The 20,971-nt window shown below is 36.2% G+C and carries 12 protein-coding genes; 8 read left to right on the forward strand and 4 right to left on the reverse strand.

Annotated elements, in window-relative coordinates; all coding sequences use genetic code 11:
• Nucleotides 1-538: 538 nt before the first annotated feature.
• The 6 genes from F6K15_RS18840 to F6K15_RS18865 all read left to right on the forward strand — a co-directional run bounded on the left by F6K15_RS18840 (nt 539) and on the right by F6K15_RS18865 (nt 9,835).
• A complete protein-coding gene (locus tag F6K15_RS18840; RefSeq protein WP_293063179.1) occupies nt 539-1,186 on the forward strand; it encodes a DUF3386 domain-containing protein in 648 nt (215 codons plus the stop codon).
• 106 nt (nt 1,187-1,292) lie between these two features.
• Complete coding sequence (locus tag F6K15_RS18845; RefSeq protein WP_293063181.1) at nt 1,293-1,535, forward strand: NifU family protein; 243 nt, start codon at nt 1,293-1,295, stop codon at nt 1,533-1,535.
• Between the two features lie 1,480 nt (nt 1,536-3,015).
• Nucleotides 3,016-5,097 carry a response regulator gene (locus F6K15_RS18850; protein ID WP_293063182.1) on the forward strand — a complete coding sequence of 694 codons (2,082 nt, stop codon included), beginning with the start codon at nt 3,016-3,018 and terminating at the stop codon, nt 5,095-5,097.
• A gap of 206 nt (nt 5,098-5,303) precedes the next feature.
• A complete protein-coding gene (locus F6K15_RS18855) occupies nt 5,304-7,553 on the forward strand; it encodes a PAS domain S-box protein (RefSeq protein ID WP_293063184.1) in 2,250 nt (749 codons plus the stop codon).
• A 456-nt stretch (nt 7,554-8,009) separates the two neighbouring features.
• Nucleotides 8,010-9,155: a hypothetical protein gene (locus F6K15_RS18860; RefSeq protein WP_293063186.1), complete on the forward strand. Its 1,146-nt coding sequence runs from the start codon at nt 8,010-8,012 to the stop codon at nt 9,153-9,155.
• 491 nt (nt 9,156-9,646) lie between these two features.
• Complete coding sequence (locus tag F6K15_RS18865) at nt 9,647-9,835, forward strand: hypothetical protein (protein ID WP_293063188.1); 189 nt, start codon at nt 9,647-9,649, stop codon at nt 9,833-9,835.
• A gap of 219 nt (nt 9,836-10,054) precedes the next feature.
• Here the strand turns inward: F6K15_RS18865 and F6K15_RS18870 are convergent, their stop codons facing one another.
• The gene (locus tag F6K15_RS18870; RefSeq protein WP_293063190.1) at nt 10,055-15,232 is read right to left on the reverse strand and encodes a CHAT domain-containing protein; all 5,178 of its coding nucleotides are present in this window, start codon (nt 15,230-15,232) and stop codon (nt 10,055-10,057) included.
• A gap of 585 nt (nt 15,233-15,817) precedes the next feature.
• Here F6K15_RS18870 and coaE point away from each other — a divergent pair.
• Complete coding sequence (coaE, locus tag F6K15_RS18875; protein WP_363268268.1) at nt 15,818-16,450, forward strand: dephospho-CoA kinase; 633 nt, start codon at nt 15,818-15,820, stop codon at nt 16,448-16,450.
• A 934-nt stretch (nt 16,451-17,384) separates the two neighbouring features.
• Here coaE and F6K15_RS18880 read toward each other — a convergent pair.
• Complete coding sequence (locus F6K15_RS18880) at nt 17,385-18,374, reverse strand: hypothetical protein (RefSeq protein ID WP_293063192.1); 990 nt, start codon at nt 18,372-18,374, stop codon at nt 17,385-17,387.
• A gap of 1,083 nt (nt 18,375-19,457) precedes the next feature.
• On the opposite strand from F6K15_RS18880, the gene F6K15_RS18885 reads away from it, so the two are divergent.
• The gene (locus tag F6K15_RS18885; protein WP_293063194.1) at nt 19,458-19,637 is read left to right on the forward strand and encodes a hypothetical protein; all 180 of its coding nucleotides are present in this window, start codon (nt 19,458-19,460) and stop codon (nt 19,635-19,637) included.
• An 86-nt stretch (nt 19,638-19,723) separates the two neighbouring features.
• Here the strand turns inward: F6K15_RS18885 and F6K15_RS18890 are convergent, their stop codons facing one another.
• Entirely contained in the window at nt 19,724-19,951 is a 228-nt protein-coding gene (locus F6K15_RS18890; protein ID WP_293063196.1) for a hypothetical protein, read from the reverse strand.
• Between the two features lie 150 nt (nt 19,952-20,101).
• Nucleotides 20,102-20,830: a Bpu10I family restriction endonuclease gene (locus F6K15_RS18895; RefSeq protein ID WP_363268264.1), complete on the reverse strand. Its 729-nt coding sequence runs from the start codon at nt 20,828-20,830 to the stop codon at nt 20,102-20,104.
• Nucleotides 20,831-20,971 lie beyond the last annotated feature (141 nt).

A 20,971-nucleotide genomic window follows, 5' to 3' on the forward strand; every position in this document is an offset into this window, starting at 1 on the left:
ATGAATAGACATCTCCTCCATGCATAGGGAGTAGGGAGTAGAGAGAAAGAATTGATGATTTATTTACGATACATTGATTTAATTTTTTATTATTGGAGATGTCTAATAGTCTTCGACACGCCACTTTGTGTCCGATCGCCCCAAACAATTTTCAGCACCCCCGTTGACGGTGGGGTATTAAACCCGCATTCATAAAAGATAATTTTTTTTTGATGAAATAAAAATTAAGTACATCAGAAATTATTTAGTTACTTAGTTAGTTCGCCAACTTTTATTATACTTGTACTTAATTATCCTGAAAATAAGTGAAATAATGGAGATATATTAATTGCCGTTTATAGCTAAAATATTTACAATAAATTTTTGCCTAAAGATGGTATTTTTTGATACTTTTTATACAATAGTAAGTATCGATATATTGGAGAGACTATTTTTTATTACCTATTATTAAGATGAGTTGTAAACAGTACTAATAAATTTCAAAACGACTCTTTTATGGTAAAATAATGTAAAACTATTTTCAGAAAAAGAGGTTTCTATGACAGAACAAAATGCTCGTGATTTATTTAAAGCTGCCTACGAACATCGCTACACTTGGGACTCTAATTTTCCTGGTTATAGTGCCGATATTGAACTAAAACAAGGGTCAGAACTGTACAATGGCCAAATTTCGATAAAAGCAGACTTCAGTGTAGAAGTCGCAGGTATCTCAGATGAAGAAGTACAACAAAGCGTTTATACTCAACTGCGGGACGTAGTTACTCACCGCAAACGTTCATCCTTTGAAGCATCCCACGGTAAAAATAGTTTTAGCTTAGGCGATCAGGATGAAACTGGTGCAGTTGAAATTCTCGTCGAAGGTGATGCGATGGGGTCAAACTACAAGGTTAGAGACCGGGAAATTTGTCTAGTTAGTCGGGTAATGGGCCGAATGGCTTTCGTAATTAATACTCACAAAAGCTTGGATACAGGAGAAGGTTTTGCTGCCATTCAGTACAACGCCATTTTCCGCAACCCTCAAACCAATGAAGTCATAAGAGAACTAGAATTTGAGGACAGTTATGAAAAAATTGGCAGTTATTACATAATGACTCGTCAGGTAGTCAATTCTACAGAAAAAGGTCAAGTAACAACAACCGAATTTAACTACTCTAATATCAAATTGCTAGAACCAGCAGTTGTCTAGAGACAATCTGAACTTTTGGTTTATTTCTATGTTAATTCCGCTAGGATTAATTTAGGAGAATCATAGTTCTCATATTTTTATAAATTCAACAAAACAAGGAGAAAAAATGCCTCAAACAAAAGCACTGACCAAAGAAAATGTGGAAATTGTATTAGATGAATTACGCCCCTATCTCGCGGCAGATGGTGGTAACGTAAAATTAGTAGACATTGATGGTCCGATAGTAAATCTTCAACTACAAGGAGCTTGTAGTTCTTGTCCTAGTTCTACTATGACTCTCAAAATGGGTATTGAGCGTAAACTTAGGGAAGAAATTCCTGAAATTTCTGAAGTCAATTCTGTGATGTAAACATATTTTCCCCACTCACATTATTTTTGGGTGTTGCTGATTCTGGGTATGATGCAAGCTCCCCTAGCCCCCCAATTTTGGGGGGGAATAAAACTCTAAAAGTCCCCCAAAATTGGGGGATGTGTGGGGGCGAAGGCGAGAACCAAACAATCGCGCATTCATACTTCAATTCAGCAACGCCTCTTTTAGATGTGGGTGGAAAATTTCTTAATCAGAAAACGCACAGTTATATCATTTCTGGTTGAATAGTTATAAATAAACGACGAAGGAGTCAGGAGTCAGAAGTCAGGAGGGAAGAAAGAAGAAGAAAGAGAAACTTTTTTTGATCACTAATTATCCGGACATGATATTACAGTAAGGAACAAGTTGCTTAGGACATAGATTGATGATTAAACTCAGGCAGAAAAATGTTTTTCCCCCATCCCTGTAAGTCTTAATTAAGTTATTAGAAGACAAGGAATAGTAATGCCCTCCGGTCAGCAACTGACACACTTGGTAGCGTACCAAAACAGAGAACGGTAAACTTTAAACAGAAAAATATCTGAGTAGTAAATATACAAATAATTTTGCCTGTCTACTAAAAAAATAATCTGCTAACTATTACTCTAAATTTACTTAAAAAAATATACAGTTGATTATCTAAAAATCCACTTAATTAAGGTTTGCTGAATAAAGTCTTTTTGCTGGGGTAGGAAACAGGAGACAACCCACCCCTCGCCCCTCCCCCTCCCAGGAGGGGAAAACAGGAGAAATGGGAATTTCGAGGAGATAGGAGTAAGAATTGTCCCAAGATTGTTCTGCCCAACTATGCGCCTAAAATACGCTCCATGCATGAGCGTTTTAGACGTGATACAAGGCACTTTTTAAAAGCCCCAAAAAGGCACTTGTCTTTACATGTCAATGCTTTTAGATTTAATCAACAGAGCAATAATTACTCCTAAGCAACTATATTTTAATCTATTTATTTGATAGATAAAAAGCTTAAAACTAAGACAAGGCTAGATTTTTCTTTTTTCCTTCTTTCTTCTTCCTTCTGCTATACAAATAAATATTGATAGTTAGATTGTAACTCAGGTAATCACAGATAAATAGTCAGTATCAGTAGATAAATAAAGTTCTACAAAGCTGTCGTTCCTAGAATTAAGTATTAATTGTTAGGTAAGTTTTTCTCATCTACAAACCTGCAATAACTGTTTGAGCCACTGCCAATTACTTATTACCCATTACTGATGGTTGGTGGGGGTAGGACACGGAGACACGGAGATGGGGGAACAGGGAATGGTTTCGTCATTTTATGTGAAGAAATTTTCTTGAATTTCAACAGAAAATTTCAGTAAATTGATGCCAATAAGAGCCAATAACTGTAGGATATAAATTGAATATAAAAAGCTCAATTACCGTAAGCTACCTGACTTTTAGCTTTATTCAGCAAGCCGTAATTATTAATTATTAATTATTAATTTTTTAACGACCTTTATCAATGAAAATTCTAGTTGTAGAAGACGATCGATTTATCGCCGAAACTTTAGCTGATGCCTTAACTGAACAACTTTTTGTAGTTGATATAACCACAGATGGTCAAGCAGGTTGGGAGCAAGCTCAAGCTTGTGATTATGATTTAATTTTATTAGATGTAATGCTGCCTAAATTAGATGGTATTACTTTATGTCAGAAGTTACGTTATATAAATAAAAATATTCCTATTTTACTTTTAACTGCTTGTAATAACAATCAAGATAAGGTAAAAGGTTTAAATGCTGGAGCTGATGATTATGTAGTTAAACCTTTTAATTTAGAAGAGCTTTTAGCAAGAATTAGAGCATTATTGCGGCGGGGAAACGAGTCTGCTTCTCTCATCAAAAAATGGGGTAATTTATGTTTAAATCCTCAAAATTGTGAAGTGACTTACAATAACAAACAGTTAAATCTTACTCCTAAAGAATATGAAATTTTAAATCTGTTTATGCACAATCATCAAAGAATATTTAATTGTAGTGCAATTTTAGATAAAGTTTGGAGTTGGGAAGAAACTCCTACAGAAGATACAGTTAGAGCGCATATTAAAGGTTTAAGAAATAAATTAAAAGCAGTAGGTGCGCCTAGTGATTTAATCGAAACTGTTTATGGTTTAGGTTATCGGTTAAAACAAGTTGGAGAAGGAAGAAAGAAGGAAGAAGGAAGAAGGAAGAAGGAAGAAGGAGGAAGGAAGAAGGAAGAAGGAAGAAGGAAGAAGTGGATGGGAACTCAAACTCCAACCCCAACCAATTGTAAACACTGTTTATGCGACAAGGTATTAAATTCAAAAGAAAAAGATAAAAAGAATTTACCAGTCAAGAATAATCAAATAAAAGATAAGAAAAAGCCTCAAAAATATCAGGAACATCAACAAAAACTGCAAGATTATATCAGTAAAATTTGGGATAGATTTAAAGGAGGTATTAATGAGCGGATTGATGTACTAGAACAAGTAGTAGTAGCTGGAAAAAATGAAATATTAGGGATTGAGTTACAAAAAAAAGCACAACAAGAAGCTCATAAATTAGCAGGTTCTCTAGGTACATTTGGTTTAGTAGATGGCTCGGATTTAGCTAGAGAAATAGAAAGTTTATTGGCAACGGAAAAGCCTCTTAATCATAGCGAAATATTTCATCTATCTAAATTAGTGAACAGTCTATGCAACAAGATAGAACAGCAGAGTAAAATTGACAAAGAAAAAAGTGATCATCAACAGATAAAATATTTCGATCCTCAATATTCTATTCCGATTTCTCCAGAATGTAAATTATTATTAATACTAGACAAAGATAGTTTATTTGCAAAACAATTAGCTGAGGATGCTGTAGCAAAAAAAATACAATTTAAGCTGGCTCCAAGTGTTGATTTAACAACAGATATAGATACTTATATTAATCAGAATTTCAACTATAGTTTACAAGATTTATCATTTTTTCCTAATGTAGTTTTACTTGACCTTGAAGTTGCTGTTAATTCAGAGAAAATATTAGGCAAAATTTCTAGTCAGATGCCTTCTTTACCTGTAGTAGTACTTAATACTAAAGGTGAATTGAGCGATCGTGTAAAAATTGCTAAACTAGGAGCATCAGCATATCTAAAAAAGCCATTACCCGCAGCTCAAGTTATAGACATAGTATTAGATATCTGGCGAAAAAATCAGACTTTAGCAACTGTGATGATTGTAGATGACGACCTGCAAATTTTAGAGACCATCGAACAGATACTAACGCAGTGGGGAATTAAAGTTGTAACCCTGAGTGATGAGCGATATTTCTGGACAACTTTAGAAAATACAGTGCCAGATTTATTAATTTTAGACATAGAAATGCCATATTTTAATGGAATTAATTTGTGTCAAGTTATTCGTAACGATCCACATTGGAATTGGCTTCCTATTATATTTCTGACAGCTCATTACAACCCTATTATTTGTCATCAAGTTTTTGCTGCTGGTGCGGATGATTATATCTATAAACCATTTAAATATTCTGATTTAATTACTCGTGTTATTAATCGGATTAAACGTAGTATAGCCATAAAATTTTAGTTGTGAGATATTGGAGAATTTTAGGGAACAGGGAACAGGGAACAGGGAAGAAGAAAAAACGAATATATATTAATAAGATAACTGCTATATTCTATACTTTAAAGGAATAACTCAATTCTTACATCTGATTCCTGATTACTATATAAATAAGTGTTTAATTATTCAAACAATTAACTGTGAAAAATTTTAAAATAGGATGAAAAAAAATGACAAGTATAACTGAAAACCAAACCAATTTAATAGAATCTTTAAAAAATACTAATGCTCAATTAAAAGCAGAAATTAGGGAGCGTCAAAGAGCAGAAAAAGCACTACAAGAGCTAGTAGAAAAATATCAAAAAACATCTTTACAGCTCCGGACTTTAATTAATGCTATGCCAGATATTGTCTGCTTTAAAGATGGTACAGGTAAATGGCTAGAAGCTAATCAATCAATGCTGGAATTATTTGAAATAGAAAAAGTAGATTATCGTGGTAAATCAGATATTGAATTAGGAGAAATTAGTAGTTTTTATCGAGAGGCTTTTTTATCTTGTCATCATAGCGATCGAGAAGCATGGAAGAAGAGAACTTTGTCTAGGAGTGAAGAAATAATTCCCAAACGAGATGGCAGTGTCAAAACTTATGACGTAATTAAAGTACCGTTATTTTATGAAGATGGAAAACGGAATGGAATTGTTGTTTTAGGGCGTGATATTACAGAGAAAAAACAAACAGAAAAAGTAATGATTAGATTAGCTTCTATAGTAGAATCCTCTAATGATGCAGTTATTGGTAACACTTTAGAAGGAATTATTTATAGTTGGAATTCAGGAGCAGAAGCAATTTATGGTTACTCTATTTCTGAGGTAAAAGGTCGTTTTATTTCTATGTTAGCAGTGCCAGAAAGACCAAATGAAATTTCCCAAATTTTAGCAAACATTAAGGCAGGAGTTAGTATAAATAATTATGAAACTGTACATATCAGAAAAGATGGTAAACATATAGATGTAGCTTTAACAATATCTCCCATCAAAGATACTGAAGGTAATATTATAGGAGTCTCAACTATTGCTCGGGATATAAGCGATCGTAAGCAGATAGAAAAATCTTTTGAACAGCTTCGTTACCAACATAAATTAATATTAGATTCAGCTGGAGAAGGGATTTGTGGAATAGATATATTGGGAAAAATTTCTTTTGCTAATCCAGCCGCAGCAAGAATGACTGGTTATACAATTAAAGAGCTGGTAAATAGTGACTGGAGTTTGATAATTTATGGGGTGGAAGAAGGAAGAAGGAAGAGGGAAGAAGGAAGAAGGAAGAGGGAAGAAGGAAGAAGTAAGAAGGAAGAAGGAAGAAGTAAGAAGGAAGAAGAAAGAAGGAAAAAGTTGATGGGGACTCAAACTCCAACCAATTGTAAACATTGTGTAGACGGCGGGGTATTAAAACCCAAAGAAAAAGATAAAGTTAACAACAAAAATGATAAATCTTCAGCACAGAAAAATAACTCAGATAATCAAGTTACAACAACTTTAAAAAAAGGTATAGTTTGCCAAGTTACTGATGAATTTTTTCAGCGACGAGACGGTTCACATTTTCCCGTAGAATATGTAAGCACACCTATTTTAGAACAGGAAAAAATTATTGGTGCAGTTGTAACATTTAAAGATATAACAGAACGTCAAGCAGTCGAACAGATGAAAAACGAATTTATTTCTGTTGTGAGTCACGAGTTACGCACTCCTCTTGCTTCTATTCACGGTGCTTTAGCTTTATTGAAAAGTGGATTACTTAATCAAGCGCCAGAAAGAGGTAACAGGATGCTAAATATTGCCATTGCTAACACAGACCGTTTAGTACGGTTAATCAACGATATTCTAGATTTAGAACGTCTTCACTCCCAGCAAGTAACAATGCTGAAACAAACTTGTAACATTGCTGAATTAATGCTCCAGACAGTAAATGAAATGCAACCTATTGCAGAGAAAGCAGGAGTTAATTTGTCAGTAAAACCAGTGGAAGCTAAGTTGTGGGGATGTCCCGACAAATTAATTCAAACCTTCACTAACTTGCTCAGTAATGCCATCAAATATTCCCCGAAAGGAACAACTGTCTGGTTAACTGCCAACAAACAATTTATCAATATAAATCATACTTTTAGCTCCGATAACTTCCCTTCAACAGTTAAAACCAAATGCACTAAAGCAACTGTCTGTAATATTCATCATAGCTATCAAGTTTTGATTGCAGTTAAAGACCGAGGGCGAGGTATTCCTGCTGATAAGATAGAAAGTATTTTTGGTCGCTTTCAACAAGTTGATGCTTCTGACTCTCGCCAGAAAGGAGGAACAGGTTTAGGTTTAGCCATTTGTCGCAATATTGTCCAACAACATCAAGGTAAAATTTGGGCAGAAAGCACTTTAGGAGAAGGTAGCACTTTTTTTGTAGCCTTACCAATTTTGGATGAGGAGTAGGAAGTGGGGGAGGACTTACTCAAATTTACTTTTAAACCACCATCTGTAGGGGCGAATGGCATTCGCCCTTGCTATATATGGCATTCGCCCTCGCCATAAGTAGATTCTCTGCATAAGTCCTGATATTGAAGTAATTATAGAATTATCAACATATACTATATAACCGGATTCTATATAACTAGACATAGACGTGATAATAAAAAATAAAATCAATTATCACACAGAAATTATCAATTCTTTCCCCCTACTGCCTACTCCCTACTCCCTCTTTTATGGAGATGTCTACTGATATAGAAGTCAGGAATCAGATGTGAGAATTGAAGTGTTCCTTTAAAGCATAGAATATAGCAGTTATCTTATTCTTATGTATTTGTTTCTTCCCTATTCCCTAGAACAAAAGTCTCCAATATCTAACAACTAAAATCATATTCCTATAACTAATAACTGATAACTGAAATGCTTAATCCTAATGGTGCAAAAATCATTCTCGGTACACCATCCTCTAATTCCCTAGTCGTACCACTCACACCCAGTGCAACCACAATGTTCGGACCCCGTGGAGCTTGCTTAATCTCAGAAACTGGACCTCTGTGGGTTGCTGATACCGGACATCATAGATTATTGGGATGGCGAAAATGTCCTGAAGTTGATACGCAACCTGCTGACTGGGTTATCGGACAATCTGACTTTTCTCAAGAAGGGCAAAATGCCAATGGTACAACCACCGCAGCAACAGTAAGCGTCCCCACTGGTATCTGTGCTTGTGGAGAAGGGTTAGCAGTAGCTGATGCTTGGAATCATCGGGTATTAATTTGGAAACAGTTACCCGAAGATAATAATGTTCCTGCCGATATCGTTTTAGGTCAGGCAGATTTTTCTCAAAATGAGTCTAACCGGGGTCAATCAGAAACTGCTGCGGACCGAATGCACTGGCCTTATGGTGTCGCCTACCATCAAGGAAAACTCTGGGTAGCAGATACGGGGAACCGTCGGGTTTTGATGTGGCAGCAGTTGCCAGAGGTTAACGGACAACCTGCCGATCTAGTTTTGGGGCAGGCAAATATGAGTTGTCGGGATGAAAATGGAGGGAGTGAAGCAACGGCGGCGAGTATGCGTTGGCCTCATGCAATTACTTTTTGGGGCAATAATGTTCCGCAACAGTATGGCGATCGCTTGGTTGTGACTGATGCTGGAAATAATCGGGTAATGATTTGGGATGCCATCCCTACTGAGAATAATCAGCCTTGTTCTGTAGTTCTTGGTCAGTCTCAATTTAATACAGTACAGCTAAATCAAGGGATTTATTTTCCTTCTGGTGCTAGTTTGAGTATGCCTTATGGCGTGACTGCGGTTGCTAATTGGTTGATTGTTGCTGATACCGCTAATTCTCGGTTATTGGGTTGGCAGGATACTGTGGATATTGGCACTCCGGCAGTTGCATTAATTGGTCAGTCAGATTTTCAGAGTAAGGGTGAAAATGCTTTGAGTTTGCATCCCACTCGCCAAAGTTTGTGTTGGCCTTATGGGATTTCGGTTTGTGGCAATACTGTTGTTATTGCTGACTCTGGTAATAATCGAGTATTATTGTGGTGCAATAATTGATTTGATTTTTTGACGTTGCTTATTTGAGGTATGAAATTCAACATAGCAACCGCTAGGTTAGTTAGGACAATTAGTGCGAGCATCTTGCTCGCGTCATAAATCATCAGAATTACCCGATGTCCTAACTAGGGCTTGCTGATTAAATCTTAAAGCATTGACTGATATTGGTTTTAGCCTTTTTAGGTCAGAAATACCTTGGTTTTCAGCTCTTCATGGTCAAAAAGGCGCACAGTTGGGCCAAAAAAATTATTCCCCTACTCCCCTACTCCCCTACTCCCCTACTCCCCCGCTCCCCTACTCCTTAAAAAAGACTTTTTCAGCAAACCCTAACTATAGTTGCCACTGCTATAACTGTTCAACCGGACATGATATTACTTGAGATAACAAAGTTTAAATTTATTTTATGAAATATTGAGATTAACAACCGGAGGGATTTATTTATTCAATAAGTAGGTTAATGTTAAATTAGCAAACAATTGTGGATAGAAAAAATGATTGAGAAAGAAAAAAATCTCCCACGAAACACTTTGAATAACGTAACTGAAAAACAACAAATTAATAATAACTTAAAACCTTTGGTAGCTGTGTCTGATGATGAGAGACTAAGAAAAGCAGACCCTTTTGAAATTATGAGAGGGTGGAACTATGGTATCCCTGGATGGTATGTAGAACGATATTGAATAGCGATCGCGCGAAAGCAAAGTTGAACTTTCTATTTTATTTCCCTATTTTTCCTTCTGCCTTCTTTTACCGAAAAATTGTGGGTATGCGCCTCCCCTTTTAAGGGATACAAAAAAGAAGATATTTCTACCATATTTGAAGCCTCTTGCTTTCCTGCGGAATGCTGCGCAAACAGCTAGAGGTACTGATAACTGATAACTGATAACTGATAACTGATATTACCATGGCGAACCAATCATCGTAAATGCTGCCCAATAATAAGGATGAGACAAATCTCTTCTACCTCCTCTAGCTAACTCCCGTGGTAGAGGAAGATGTTGATTACCATTTCGGAGTATATGACCATCTTGTAAATGCACCTCTCCCCGTAACATTGCTAACTGCGCTTGTCGCAATGCTGCTGCTTTAATTGGTCTGTTAGATAAATTCTGATAAAACTCAGTCATTAAAGCTAATGTACCAGTATCACTAACATACCAAAGACTTGCCAAAGCAGACTTGACCCCCGCTTGTACTGCTAACCCAGCAAAACCTAACTCAGCTTCTTCATCTCCGACTGCAGTAGTACAAGCACTCAAAACTAATAACTCTACCTGTGCATTATACAAACGTAACTGACGTAATTGATTTAAGCGTAACTTAGTATCCCAGAGTTGAATATAAGAATTGTCAGCACCCCCTGGATGAAATTCTCCATGAGTAGCTAAATGAATAATTTTGAATTTTTCTTTGCTACTTTGTTGCTTTAAATTTTCGAGAGTAAATCCTTGATTCAAAAAAGATTGACCAGGCCAAAGATTATTCACGATAGTTTTAAGTTCTACAGGAACTGCAGGTAGAGGAGTTTGCTCGGTATTACCAGGAAATTCAGATGCTCCCATTGCCAAAACTTGAGAACCATTTAATCCAACATATGTTGTATCAGTTAAAGTAAAACTAGGAATTAATCCCAAACTATATTGTTCGACCAGGAATTGTTGACCGTCGTGTAGAGCGGCGATGGGAATAGTTCGCAAGCCACTATCCATAGAAAAAACGATCGTATTAATATTATGATTTGCCAATTCTTCAGCAATTGGTGCAATTAACCATTGATATAATTTTTGAGCATTTGGTAAATAATGATGAGAATTTAATTGACTGGGAGTCCTAATCTGATTTGTGAATTTTTTGGCAACTTCAATTACTTCATCTCTTGTGTTCCCACTACTTCTGACAATAGGTTTACCATTTGGCAAAAACAATTGCAGTTCTAAATTATTGGGTTGTGCAGATACATATATAATTGCTGGTCTAATACCAATTTTTTCAACGCTGCTGAGAGTATTTCGGATATTTGCTGCTGTGACAGTTTTTTTAGTAATATTTTTTCCGAAATAACCTGCGAATTCTCTGCCTCTGTTTAACTCTATTTGGGATAGGGTATCAGTTAAACTAATTTGATTGTAATTATCGTTACGAGAAATTTCGGAAGTAGTGGTTGTTATACTTTCTTCTACGACTATAGTTGGTGTTGGTTTCTGAGAGGACTTACCTTGAGCGGGATTTTCTATAGCAACAGTTGGTTCTAACACTGATGGAATTGAACTGGAGTTAGTATCTTCTACAAGAATATTTGTCTCTACATTTTCGGCAATCATAAGTTGAGAGTTATTCGGTTGTTCAAATTCTAATGTAGTTTGATTTTGATTTTCCACGACTAATGGGATAATTTGTTCCCCTGAACTACTCATTGAGGATGCAATGTTTTCTGCTATCGGGGTTGTTGGTTGCTCTATACTGCTCACTGAGGATGTAATGTTTTCTGCAATAGGGGTTGTTGGTTGCTCTATACTGCTCACTGAGGATGCAGTGTTTTCTGCAATAGGGGTTATTGGTTCCTCTATACTGCTAACTGAGGGTGCAATGTTTTCTGCAATAGGGGTTGTTGGTTCGGAATTATCTAAAACTGGTGAGTTTGATTCGTCGTTGGGGTTTGGAGATACTATCTGTATATCTTGATTTGTGTTTGAGGGTTCTTCGTTATCTACTTCAGGGGGAATTTGAGTTTGCGGTTCCTCTATATTTTTTGGCTCCTCGACTAATTCTGGTTGAGTTTCGGTAACGGTAGTAGTTTGATTTTCCTCGGAATTACTAGATTCTGTTGATTCTGGTTGAGTGACATTTTGAGTGGTTGATTCTTCCGGTTGAGGTTGGTTTTCCTGAGTTTCTGATGCGGTTGTGCTTTCAGTAGACTCAGATGTTGTCTCGGTAGACTCAGATGTTGTTTCATTAGACTCAGATGTTGTCTCGGTAGACTCAGATGTTGTTTCATCAGACTCAGAATTTTGTGGTTGAGAGCTTTCTACTTCTTTTAGTTCAAAACTACTAGGTAAAGAGCGATCGGGTAAAACTGTTGATTTTCCATCTGTAATTGCCCCTACAGAACCATTAATTGTAGCATCTCCAACGATAAAAGGTGTATTTCCGGTGCTAATAGCAATATTCCCTCCCACTATCTCTCCTGCGGTAGAAATACTAGCAATATTCTGATTTTGGTCTAAAAAAGTACCTCTTATCCTGAGAGTATCACCTGTAGTAATTTCTACATTGCCTCCACTATTTCCGCCTTCTGCTTGTATAGATATGACTTCAATACCATTTTCTGCATTCAGTTTAACTTCTCCTGCATTTCCTGGTGTAGCACTAGAATTTATTCTACCTATAGTTATACGATCGCCTGCTTGTAGATTAATATTTCCCCCTGCTGTGGTTCCTGTGGTGGTTATTTTTCCTGTTTCGATAGAACCACTACTGGTAATCTCAATATTGCTAATACTATTATCTGATGTATTTGCAGTCACATCTCCAGTCTGAATATTACCTTGAATACTGGTAATACTAACACCTGTGGATGTGGAAATATTGCCAGTGGAAATATCACTATTAGCATTTATAGTAATTTGAGCATTATCTACCCCAGTTATTGTACCTGTACCTGTAATTGTTTCTGCTTGAATAGTTGTGGGGTCATTGAATACAACTCCATTGGTATTGCTGCTTTCTGTAGAAGCAATAGTAATATTGCCGGAGTTTTCAGAATTGCCAATGGTAACAGACTCAAAACCATTTGCCAAAGTTGCTAAATCTCCTGTTGTCAGGTGTAGAGGTAAATTACCGTCTGTCCCTTCTATATTTTCAAATCCTCCCAGAGTAATATTTTGATTTTCTGATGCTGGTTGTAAGATGAGTCTCCCATTGCTACTGACACTGTTTTCTCCACCTAAAAGGTTTATTTCATCTCCAGTAATAGTAATGTTGCCAGTTTCTCGACTACCGCTTGATGTTGATATTCCTCGCAAGTTGAGAGTATTTCCAGCTCTAATATCAATATTCCCGCCACTTTGCCTACCTTCAGCATCAATGCTTTCTGTATCAATATCAGTAACAGCATTTATAGTAATATTCCCACCCCTAGAGTCTCCACTCGCATCAATTTCTCCAGTCGTAATATCTCCCTGTGCTGTAATATCAATATTCCCACCACTTTGCGTACCTTCAGCATGAATGCTTTGTGTATCAATATTAGTAGCAGCATTCATAGTGATATTCCCACCTCTAAAGTCTCCACTCGCATCAATTTCTCCAGTCGTAATATCTCCCTGTGCTTGAACATTAATCTCCCCACCATTACTTTCTGCTGTCGTATTTGAATTAGCAGTAGATAAGTTATTAGTCATCACAAAACCTTGACTACTGGTAATATTAAGTTCTCCTCCTGCTGTATTAATATCTCCAGTATTTATCGTCGTGCCAGAAATATTAACTGTCGCTCCTTGAGTATTGATAGTATTTTCTGAGTCTATTGTCAAAGACCCTAAACCATTTTCGTCACTATCTGCGACAAATGAGATTTCACCTTTTGTCTGAGCAAAGTTTAATTGAGTTTCAGATAAATTATTGATAGTAATATTATCGGATGCTTGAAAAGTAATATTTGTACTATCTGATATGCTTTCTATTGATGATTTTGATATTTGAGATTCTATTGCCGTTTCACCTCTTAAAGGATTATCTGCGACATCAATATTTGCATCTACAATATTAATATTTTCAGCCTTAAATGATAAACTACCCAACACATCTGGAGAACCTAAATTAACAGTACCATCAAAAATTAAATTTCCTTGACTAGAAACTTCTACTAAATTTTTACTAGAGTTTTGTTCTGCTGATGTAGCCTGTTCTTCTCTACGACCAAGAGCTTCTATTTTTCCAAAAAAGCTAGTTTCTTCATCACTCCAAATAACTACATTACCACCTTCACCTCTAAAAGAAGTAGCATATATTTCTGTCTTTTCATCTACATAAGTACGAATAGCATTAGGAACTGTTCCTAAACCTTCAGAATCTCCACCAATTCTAATATTGCCACTACCATAGAGACCAGAAGCATTAAGCTTGGCATTAAATAATCCTACTTTTTCTCCAAAAATATTAATTTTACTTGTATTTGAAAATTCAGAATTTTCTGCCAAAGAAATATCAAGAGAACCAGATATAATCGTTGTTCCTAAATCTGTAGGAATTACTTGATTTGAACCTGTTAAAACTACTTCATTATTATCATTAACTCTAACTCCAGTAGCAATTTCCATCACTTCACTATTACCTGTTAAAAGTTCTGGTATAGATAAGGGATTTAAACTGTGTAATTCTTCTGACAAATCATTAGAAATTCCTCCATCCTCTGTCGCTATTTCTAAATTTAATAAACGTCCTTCTTGACTAATACGGACTAAATTTTCTCCAGGAACTGTAGAGATCGTAATTTCACCACCTGGTGCAGAAATTTTACCTGTATTAATAATTGTTCCCCCCAATAAAGTGACACTTTCTCCTGCTTCAACAGTAAGCTCACCTCTATTTAAAATTACTCCAGGACTCGTCATCGGGAAAGAAAAAGCACTGGGATTTCCTGTTAAAATATCGTAGTTATTTTCACCTATGCTATTGAACCAACCAGAGTCAAAACCAATACCTGAACCAGTAGTTACAACAAAAGATGCAGGTATATCCAATCTAGCATTTGCACCAAAAATTATACCCGCAGAGTTCATCATCAGTAAGTTAGAATTGCCCCCTGTTACCTGAATTAGACCATTAATTACAGAAGCATCTCCACCAGTGACACGAGTTAGAATATTTTTGATATTTGGGTTAGAAATAAAGTTAACAATTTGGTTTTCTCCCACATTAAATTTCTCGAAGCTATGGAAAAGATTAGTATTATCTTTTGATTGCTTCCCACCTGTAATATCAAAGCGAGTTTGGGAAGAATCTGGGGATGGTATTACCGGAGTTACTACTGTATTGGTTGAATTTGCTTCGGGAACTATTGGTTGAGCTGATGCCATTTGAGCGGAAAAAATTTTCCATGGAATTATTCTTAATCTACCGCTGTTATGGAATGGTAGGAGGACAGGAGTATCAAAGACCCAAAGTCCAGTCAGGGGAAAGGCTATGAGAATCTGGTAAATTTTATAGATGGGTGCATAGTTCATTGGTTTATGACTCTTTATCCTACTTATCATACAACTACTCTTTCGTCAAAATTTTTTGCTCCCCCAATGAGTTACATCTAAACATCAAATCAAATAAATATTATAGAGAAAATTTCTGTTTGAGCTATTTCCATTTCTACTGTAATCTAAAATTTCAGTAACTTGCTTGTAACTTGCACTGAAAATTTGGCCCTGTCTATACTATAGCAATGTGCCCTAGCATATTTACAAGTTGCAGGAGGTGTCCAATAGCTAAAAGTTTTATGTTATCAGCTTTTTATTCCCCTATTGCCTCACAGGAGTGCGCATTCCCTTGGGTCTAGTCTCCTCCGGAAGAGCTAAAGCTAACGCCGACGTGGGGTCGCACCGCTGTTACCTATTGCCTGTTGCCTGCGCGCAGCGCTATACTTTTAACTTTTGACTTTTAACTTTTTTATGATGCGTCTTATTGGTTTAACTGGGGGTATTGGTACAGGAAAGACTACTGTATCAAATTATTTGAACAAAACTTACCATCTCCCAATTTGGGACGCAGATATTTATGCCCGTAAAGCTGTACAACCAGATTCATTGATTTTAGATAGTATAGTAGAACACTATGGCACAAATATATTGTTACCTAATGGTAATCTTGATAGGCAAAAATTAGGAGAGATTGTTTTTAACAATCAAGAAGAGTTATTCTGGTTAGAGAAACAAATTCATCCTTATGTACGCGATCGCTTCGAGGAGAATATTCAGCAGTTTGTCGTCAAAAATAATGAACCTGGGTATAATACCTCCGGTCGATACCCCACAGCAGTATTAGTAATACCATTGCTGTTTGAAGCCAAAATGACTGATTTAGTAACAGAAATTTGGGTTACATACACTTCACCTCAACAACAAATAGAGAGATTGATGAAACGTGATAGCTTAAGTCAAGAACAAGCTTACACTCGAATTAATCATCAAATGCCTCTAGAAAATAAATGTCAACAAGCAGATGTAGTTTTGGATAACTCCTCAACCTTAGAAATCTTGTTGAAGCAAGTAGACTCAGCGATCGCTCATTCCTCATCACCTAAATAGGGTTTGCTGAAAAAGTCTTATGGGTGAGGGTAGGAGACAACCCACCCCTAGCCCCTCCCCCGACCGTGGAGGGGAAGACAGGAGACAGGAGAAATGTGAATGTAGAGGAGATAGGAGTAACAATTGTAAGAATGATTTTTCTGCCCAACTATGCGCCTAAAATACGCTCCTAGCATGAGCATGAAGAGCCGAAAACCAGGCACTTTTGAAAGGCCTCAAAAAGGCTAAAGTATTTATATATCAATGCTTTTAGATTTAATCAGCAAGCCCTAAATAATTGATCATCTGGCTGCAATTTTCCTGGAATAGGTAAAGACACTGAATTATATCCTGAAAAGACTATATAAGTTTTGTATTTAATAGTAGAAACTCCTTGCATGAACAATGGACAACTCCTATGAGTCTCTACCTATTTATTTACATTTCCATCGTAATTTCGACGATCTTATTCCGTAATATCTGCAGTTTACAACTAAATTACTCAACCTCAAATACCCAACAATCTTTTGCTCAAGTTAGGGTGTACTGTGATGAACGAGGTAGTGGACGTGGCGAAGCATAGTGTATTGGTCGCAATAGATAAAACTTTGTGTACTTTACATATCCACAGTACCAGATATATGAGTTTTCCAGCATCCTGACTTCTGCTGTATCAACTACTTTCTTATTTTCTAGTTATACCAAATCCGGTAATTGCTAGTATACTGATTACGGTTTTCAACAATTAACAATATTTTGAAAAGTGTGTAATGCGTATTGATGGCGGGTCTGTAGAGGCGGAGTAAACATTCCCGTGACGACGCCAGTTCGCTTGCGGTCAGATCCCGCGTCGGCGTCAGACGCAAGCGGTGCGACCCCGCGACGACGACAGCTCGCTTGCGGAACGCGCACCAAGAGAAAAAGAGAATTTATGGCCTAAAAACTGGTATTGAAGCTATTCCCATACGACTCCTGAGGACTGAGGACTGACTTCTAAAGAAGTATGACTGAGAGAATTACCAAAAACTTGACTCAAAGCATCAGCTTTTAAATGATAATTCCAACGACACATTTGTGTCATTACTTTCATCAAGCTATAGCCAATCTCTATACCATATTTGAGATGAGAAAACTTGATAATATCTTGACCAGAAGTTCGCTCTTTTTGATGATGATTTAATAGTCTAATTAGGCGATAAATACTGCCAATAACTCGCCGAAAAACTGAATCGCCAAAACCCCATCTAGTGATTCCCCAAAACTTACCCAAATGATTAACTTCATCTTGTAAAGGTTGAGCGATCGCCATTTGTAATGCTCCTGTAGAATGAGACATTAACCATATATAAATAGATACGGCACTCCATTCAGAACTTATTCTACTTACTCCATGATTATAGATTTCTGCCCGTACATTTCCAGTAGGTTGATAACCATGAACGGTATTAGGTTTTTGCTGTAATTTTTTCCCTGTAAGTTGTTGATAAATCTTGCTAAAAGCAGGGGCGTGTTGTCGTTCTTCTTTTTCCCAAATACCAACTTCAATTATTTTCCCATTTTCATCAGTTACACCTCCCATAAATCTAGCTAATTGAGGATGAGCTGTTTGTAAATAACCCCAACTTTCTTGGGAATAAGAACGAATGGGTGCTTCAATTTCTACGGCGGAGGCAATTACTTGTAAAAATAATTTTGGTTCTATACCAATAATTTGACTATGATTTATAGCTTGCCAATTAATTTTTTGCCATGGTCTTTGTTGAGGAGTTTCAAATTGTTGGGGTAAGTCTAATAGTCTTTCTGTGAGAATGTCTTGAGAAAGATAGCGTTCGAGTAAATAATTAATTCTGGCTCTAGTTTGTAGATAGTTAGGAGTGGAATGGCAATAACCAGCTAGGTCAAATTGGGCGTGATTAGCGGAATTAATTGTTGTTACTAAGTTCATGGTTTTTCAGTTAAGTTATTTTTGGTTTAATGATTTAGGCAGATTCGAGAAAGTGTTACCCGATTTCTGGCAGCTTGTTAATAGAAACTGACCAGATGATAAGGTGTCACTCTTGTGTTCTTGCCTTTCTTAATATCAATCCTAAGCTAACTATTAAGGTAGAACTTAGTATGGAGGTGACAGTTATTTAGTTGTCATAGAAGAGGATAGACAGTTGTAGTGATTTTTCTAAACTGGCACAGTTGAAATAGTTTCAATATTTAGGGTTTGCGTATGGAAAGTCTTTCTGGTGGGGTAGGAGACAGGAGACAGGAGACAGGAGAAATGGGGAATGTAGAGGAGGCAGTAGGAAGAATTATCCCTTGATTTTTCTGCCATAGTCAGTCCAAAATCCTAACTTTTTGAGCTGCCTACAACGAAAACCTTGTACTTTTTCAAGACCTAAAAAGCCTAAAACCAATATCAGTCAATGCTTTGATATTTAATCAGCAAGCCCTATTTAAGCAGGGTAAGCATTTCCTGCGGAATGCTGCGCAAACAGCTATTAGCTGTCAGCTATCAGCAACAAGAGTGTCTCCTTAAGGACAGATTGCTATATTATACTATTTCATTAAAAGAATTGGTGTTACCACTGGTATGAGCGATCGCTCCCAACCTTCAACCCTCAACTTCTGTTCAAACCAAAACTAAGACATTGAAACTATATTTAATATCTGCTGATAAAGCTCCAGTAAAGGAATTTGACTAACCCCAGAAAACTGTGGGTCTCCCGTTTCAATTACTATCCATTCACCGTTTTATAACTGCCCAACATCTACGGATATATAAGGAACATTCAGAGATTTTGCAGCAGCGAGCGCTAATTCTAAAACTTGTTTTTATTCACTAGGAGAAAGTTTTTTTAATGGGTCTTCACCTTGCCAATAATAACCCCAACCTAAGACTTTTTCACAGTAAATAAATACCCGATATTCTCGTCCCAAGGGAAAACCATTTTCGGCATAACGACTATGGCGTAATTTAACTAATTTCCGGACAACTACTCGACCTCTTGCCCCACTTTTTTGAGTAAGTAATTCTTGAGTGAGTGTTTCTAATTCTGCTAAATTTTCTGCTATACAAGCTTTCCATCCTTTAGTTTTTTTTGACTGTACAACTCCTTTAACAAAAACTGGGAATTCTAGTCGTTTGGTTATGGTTTGGCATTCTGAATTATGGGTAATGATAATGCTTTCTGGAGTTAAGTTTAATAACTTAGGATAAGCACGGTCAAATTCTTGAACAGTTAGATGTTGTTTAGGAGTATTGAGCAGTTTAATACCCTTATGAATAGCAGCATAATAAATAGCTTAATAACGTTCTGGTGTAGGAATATATCCAATGCACAAACCTAATGTTTCTTGTGGTTGTATCGGAATATGAGCAAGTGCATTTTCGGCTGTTTCACAAATGCTAAAATCTGACGGGATATAATAAACCTGAAATCCCATTAATTTTGCTGTTTCTGTAGCAATTTTAATATCATTAGCACTGGCAGAATAATAATTTTCTGTTGAGTCTTCTGTAAGTAAAATCATAATAATTAGCTAAATTAAATAACCCCGTTTCAAACCAAAATTAATACCGCCCTCCCAATCAGAGGTTAAATAATCTCGAATATTAACAAATAAATGTTCTACTACATCTGCATATATAGGGTTTTTCACATAACCTTCTTGAAATCAAAATTATCTATCTGTATTCTTTTGTTTTCTTAATACATATATTTGGTCTATTTTGAATTTTCGTAAATTTACTGCATCTGTTAATTTTAGCCATTCTGCAACTAAAATATAAATGGCATTAGGATTTCTGTATTTAAGTTGTTCTGCTGCCGTTGCTGCATCTTGAAGCATAGTTTGATCCAAATAAGTTTTGCATTCTATAACTACAGCAGGTACATCCCAAATATGACTTTCTAATTCTTGAGAACCTTGACAATTCATTTGGGCATTAATTCTCACTCCTATGGCAAAATCATTATCTTTTAGTTCAATTAAAGCATGAGGATAATTGAGCATATCTTGATAATTTTCAGACCGAAAAAATATATCTTTGAAAGTACGAGACTTACCAATTAAAGCTTGTGATGAAAACTCACTAACTAAATCTTTGAAGAGATAATACATAAATTCTTCTAACACAGATGAATGGAGATTTGAACGAGAATCAAATTTTTCAGCATAGTGTTGTTGTTCTAGAAAATCTTTGTATTGATTCAAAAATTCTACTCGCTTTATCAATAATTCGCTATCTTGGTTTGTTTTTTCAATTAATGGACAAATTAGCCCTTCATTAGCCAATTTCCACTCATTATATTTTTCTCTTATTTCTCTCAAATATCTCCGAGAATCTTCGTCTCTATATTTCGTTTTATGATTTTCTTTCTGCTCTAAATTTTTACCATGAACATACATTTTATTTAGCTCTATTTTAATAAGCGTTCAGCTATTAGTATTCAGCTTTCAGCTTTTGATCATAATAACTTACTAAGGTTAGGTAATAACCTTTTTCTTTCCTGGGTCATGCTACACAAACATATTTCACTTCTTGGAGAC

It is taken from the genome of Okeania sp. SIO2B3 (assembly GCF_010672525.1).
Classification (GTDB): Bacteria; Cyanobacteriota; Cyanobacteriia; order Cyanobacteriales; family Microcoleaceae; genus Okeania.

Coding starts and splice junctions, on each gene's coding strand:
- F6K15_RS18840 (WP_293063179.1), top strand. CDS start 539: ATGACAGAACAAAATGCTCGTGATTTATTTAAAGCTGCCTACGAACAT.
- F6K15_RS18845 (WP_293063181.1), top strand. CDS start 1,293: ATGCCTCAAACAAAAGCACTGACCAAAGAAAATGTGGAAATTGTATTA.
- F6K15_RS18850 (WP_293063182.1), top strand. CDS start 3,016: ATGAAAATTCTAGTTGTAGAAGACGATCGATTTATCGCCGAAACTTTA.
- F6K15_RS18855 (WP_293063184.1), top strand. CDS start 5,304: ATGACAAGTATAACTGAAAACCAAACCAATTTAATAGAATCTTTAAAA.
- F6K15_RS18860 (WP_293063186.1), top strand. CDS start 8,010: ATGCTTAATCCTAATGGTGCAAAAATCATTCTCGGTACACCATCCTCT.
- F6K15_RS18865 (WP_293063188.1), top strand. CDS start 9,647: ATGATTGAGAAAGAAAAAAATCTCCCACGAAACACTTTGAATAACGTA.
- F6K15_RS18870 (WP_293063190.1), bottom strand. CDS start 15,232: ATGGCATCAGCTCAACCAATAGTTCCCGAAGCAAATTCAACCAATACA.
- coaE (WP_363268268.1), top strand. CDS start 15,818: ATGCGTCTTATTGGTTTAACTGGGGGTATTGGTACAGGAAAGACTACT.
- F6K15_RS18880 (WP_293063192.1), bottom strand. CDS start 18,374: ATGAACTTAGTAACAACAATTAATTCCGCTAATCACGCCCAATTTGAC.
- F6K15_RS18890 (WP_293063196.1), bottom strand. CDS start 19,951: ATGATTTTACTTACAGAAGACTCAACAGAAAATTATTATTCTGCCAGT.
- F6K15_RS18895 (WP_363268264.1), bottom strand. CDS start 20,830: ATGTATGTTCATGGTAAAAATTTAGAGCAGAAAGAAAATCATAAAACG.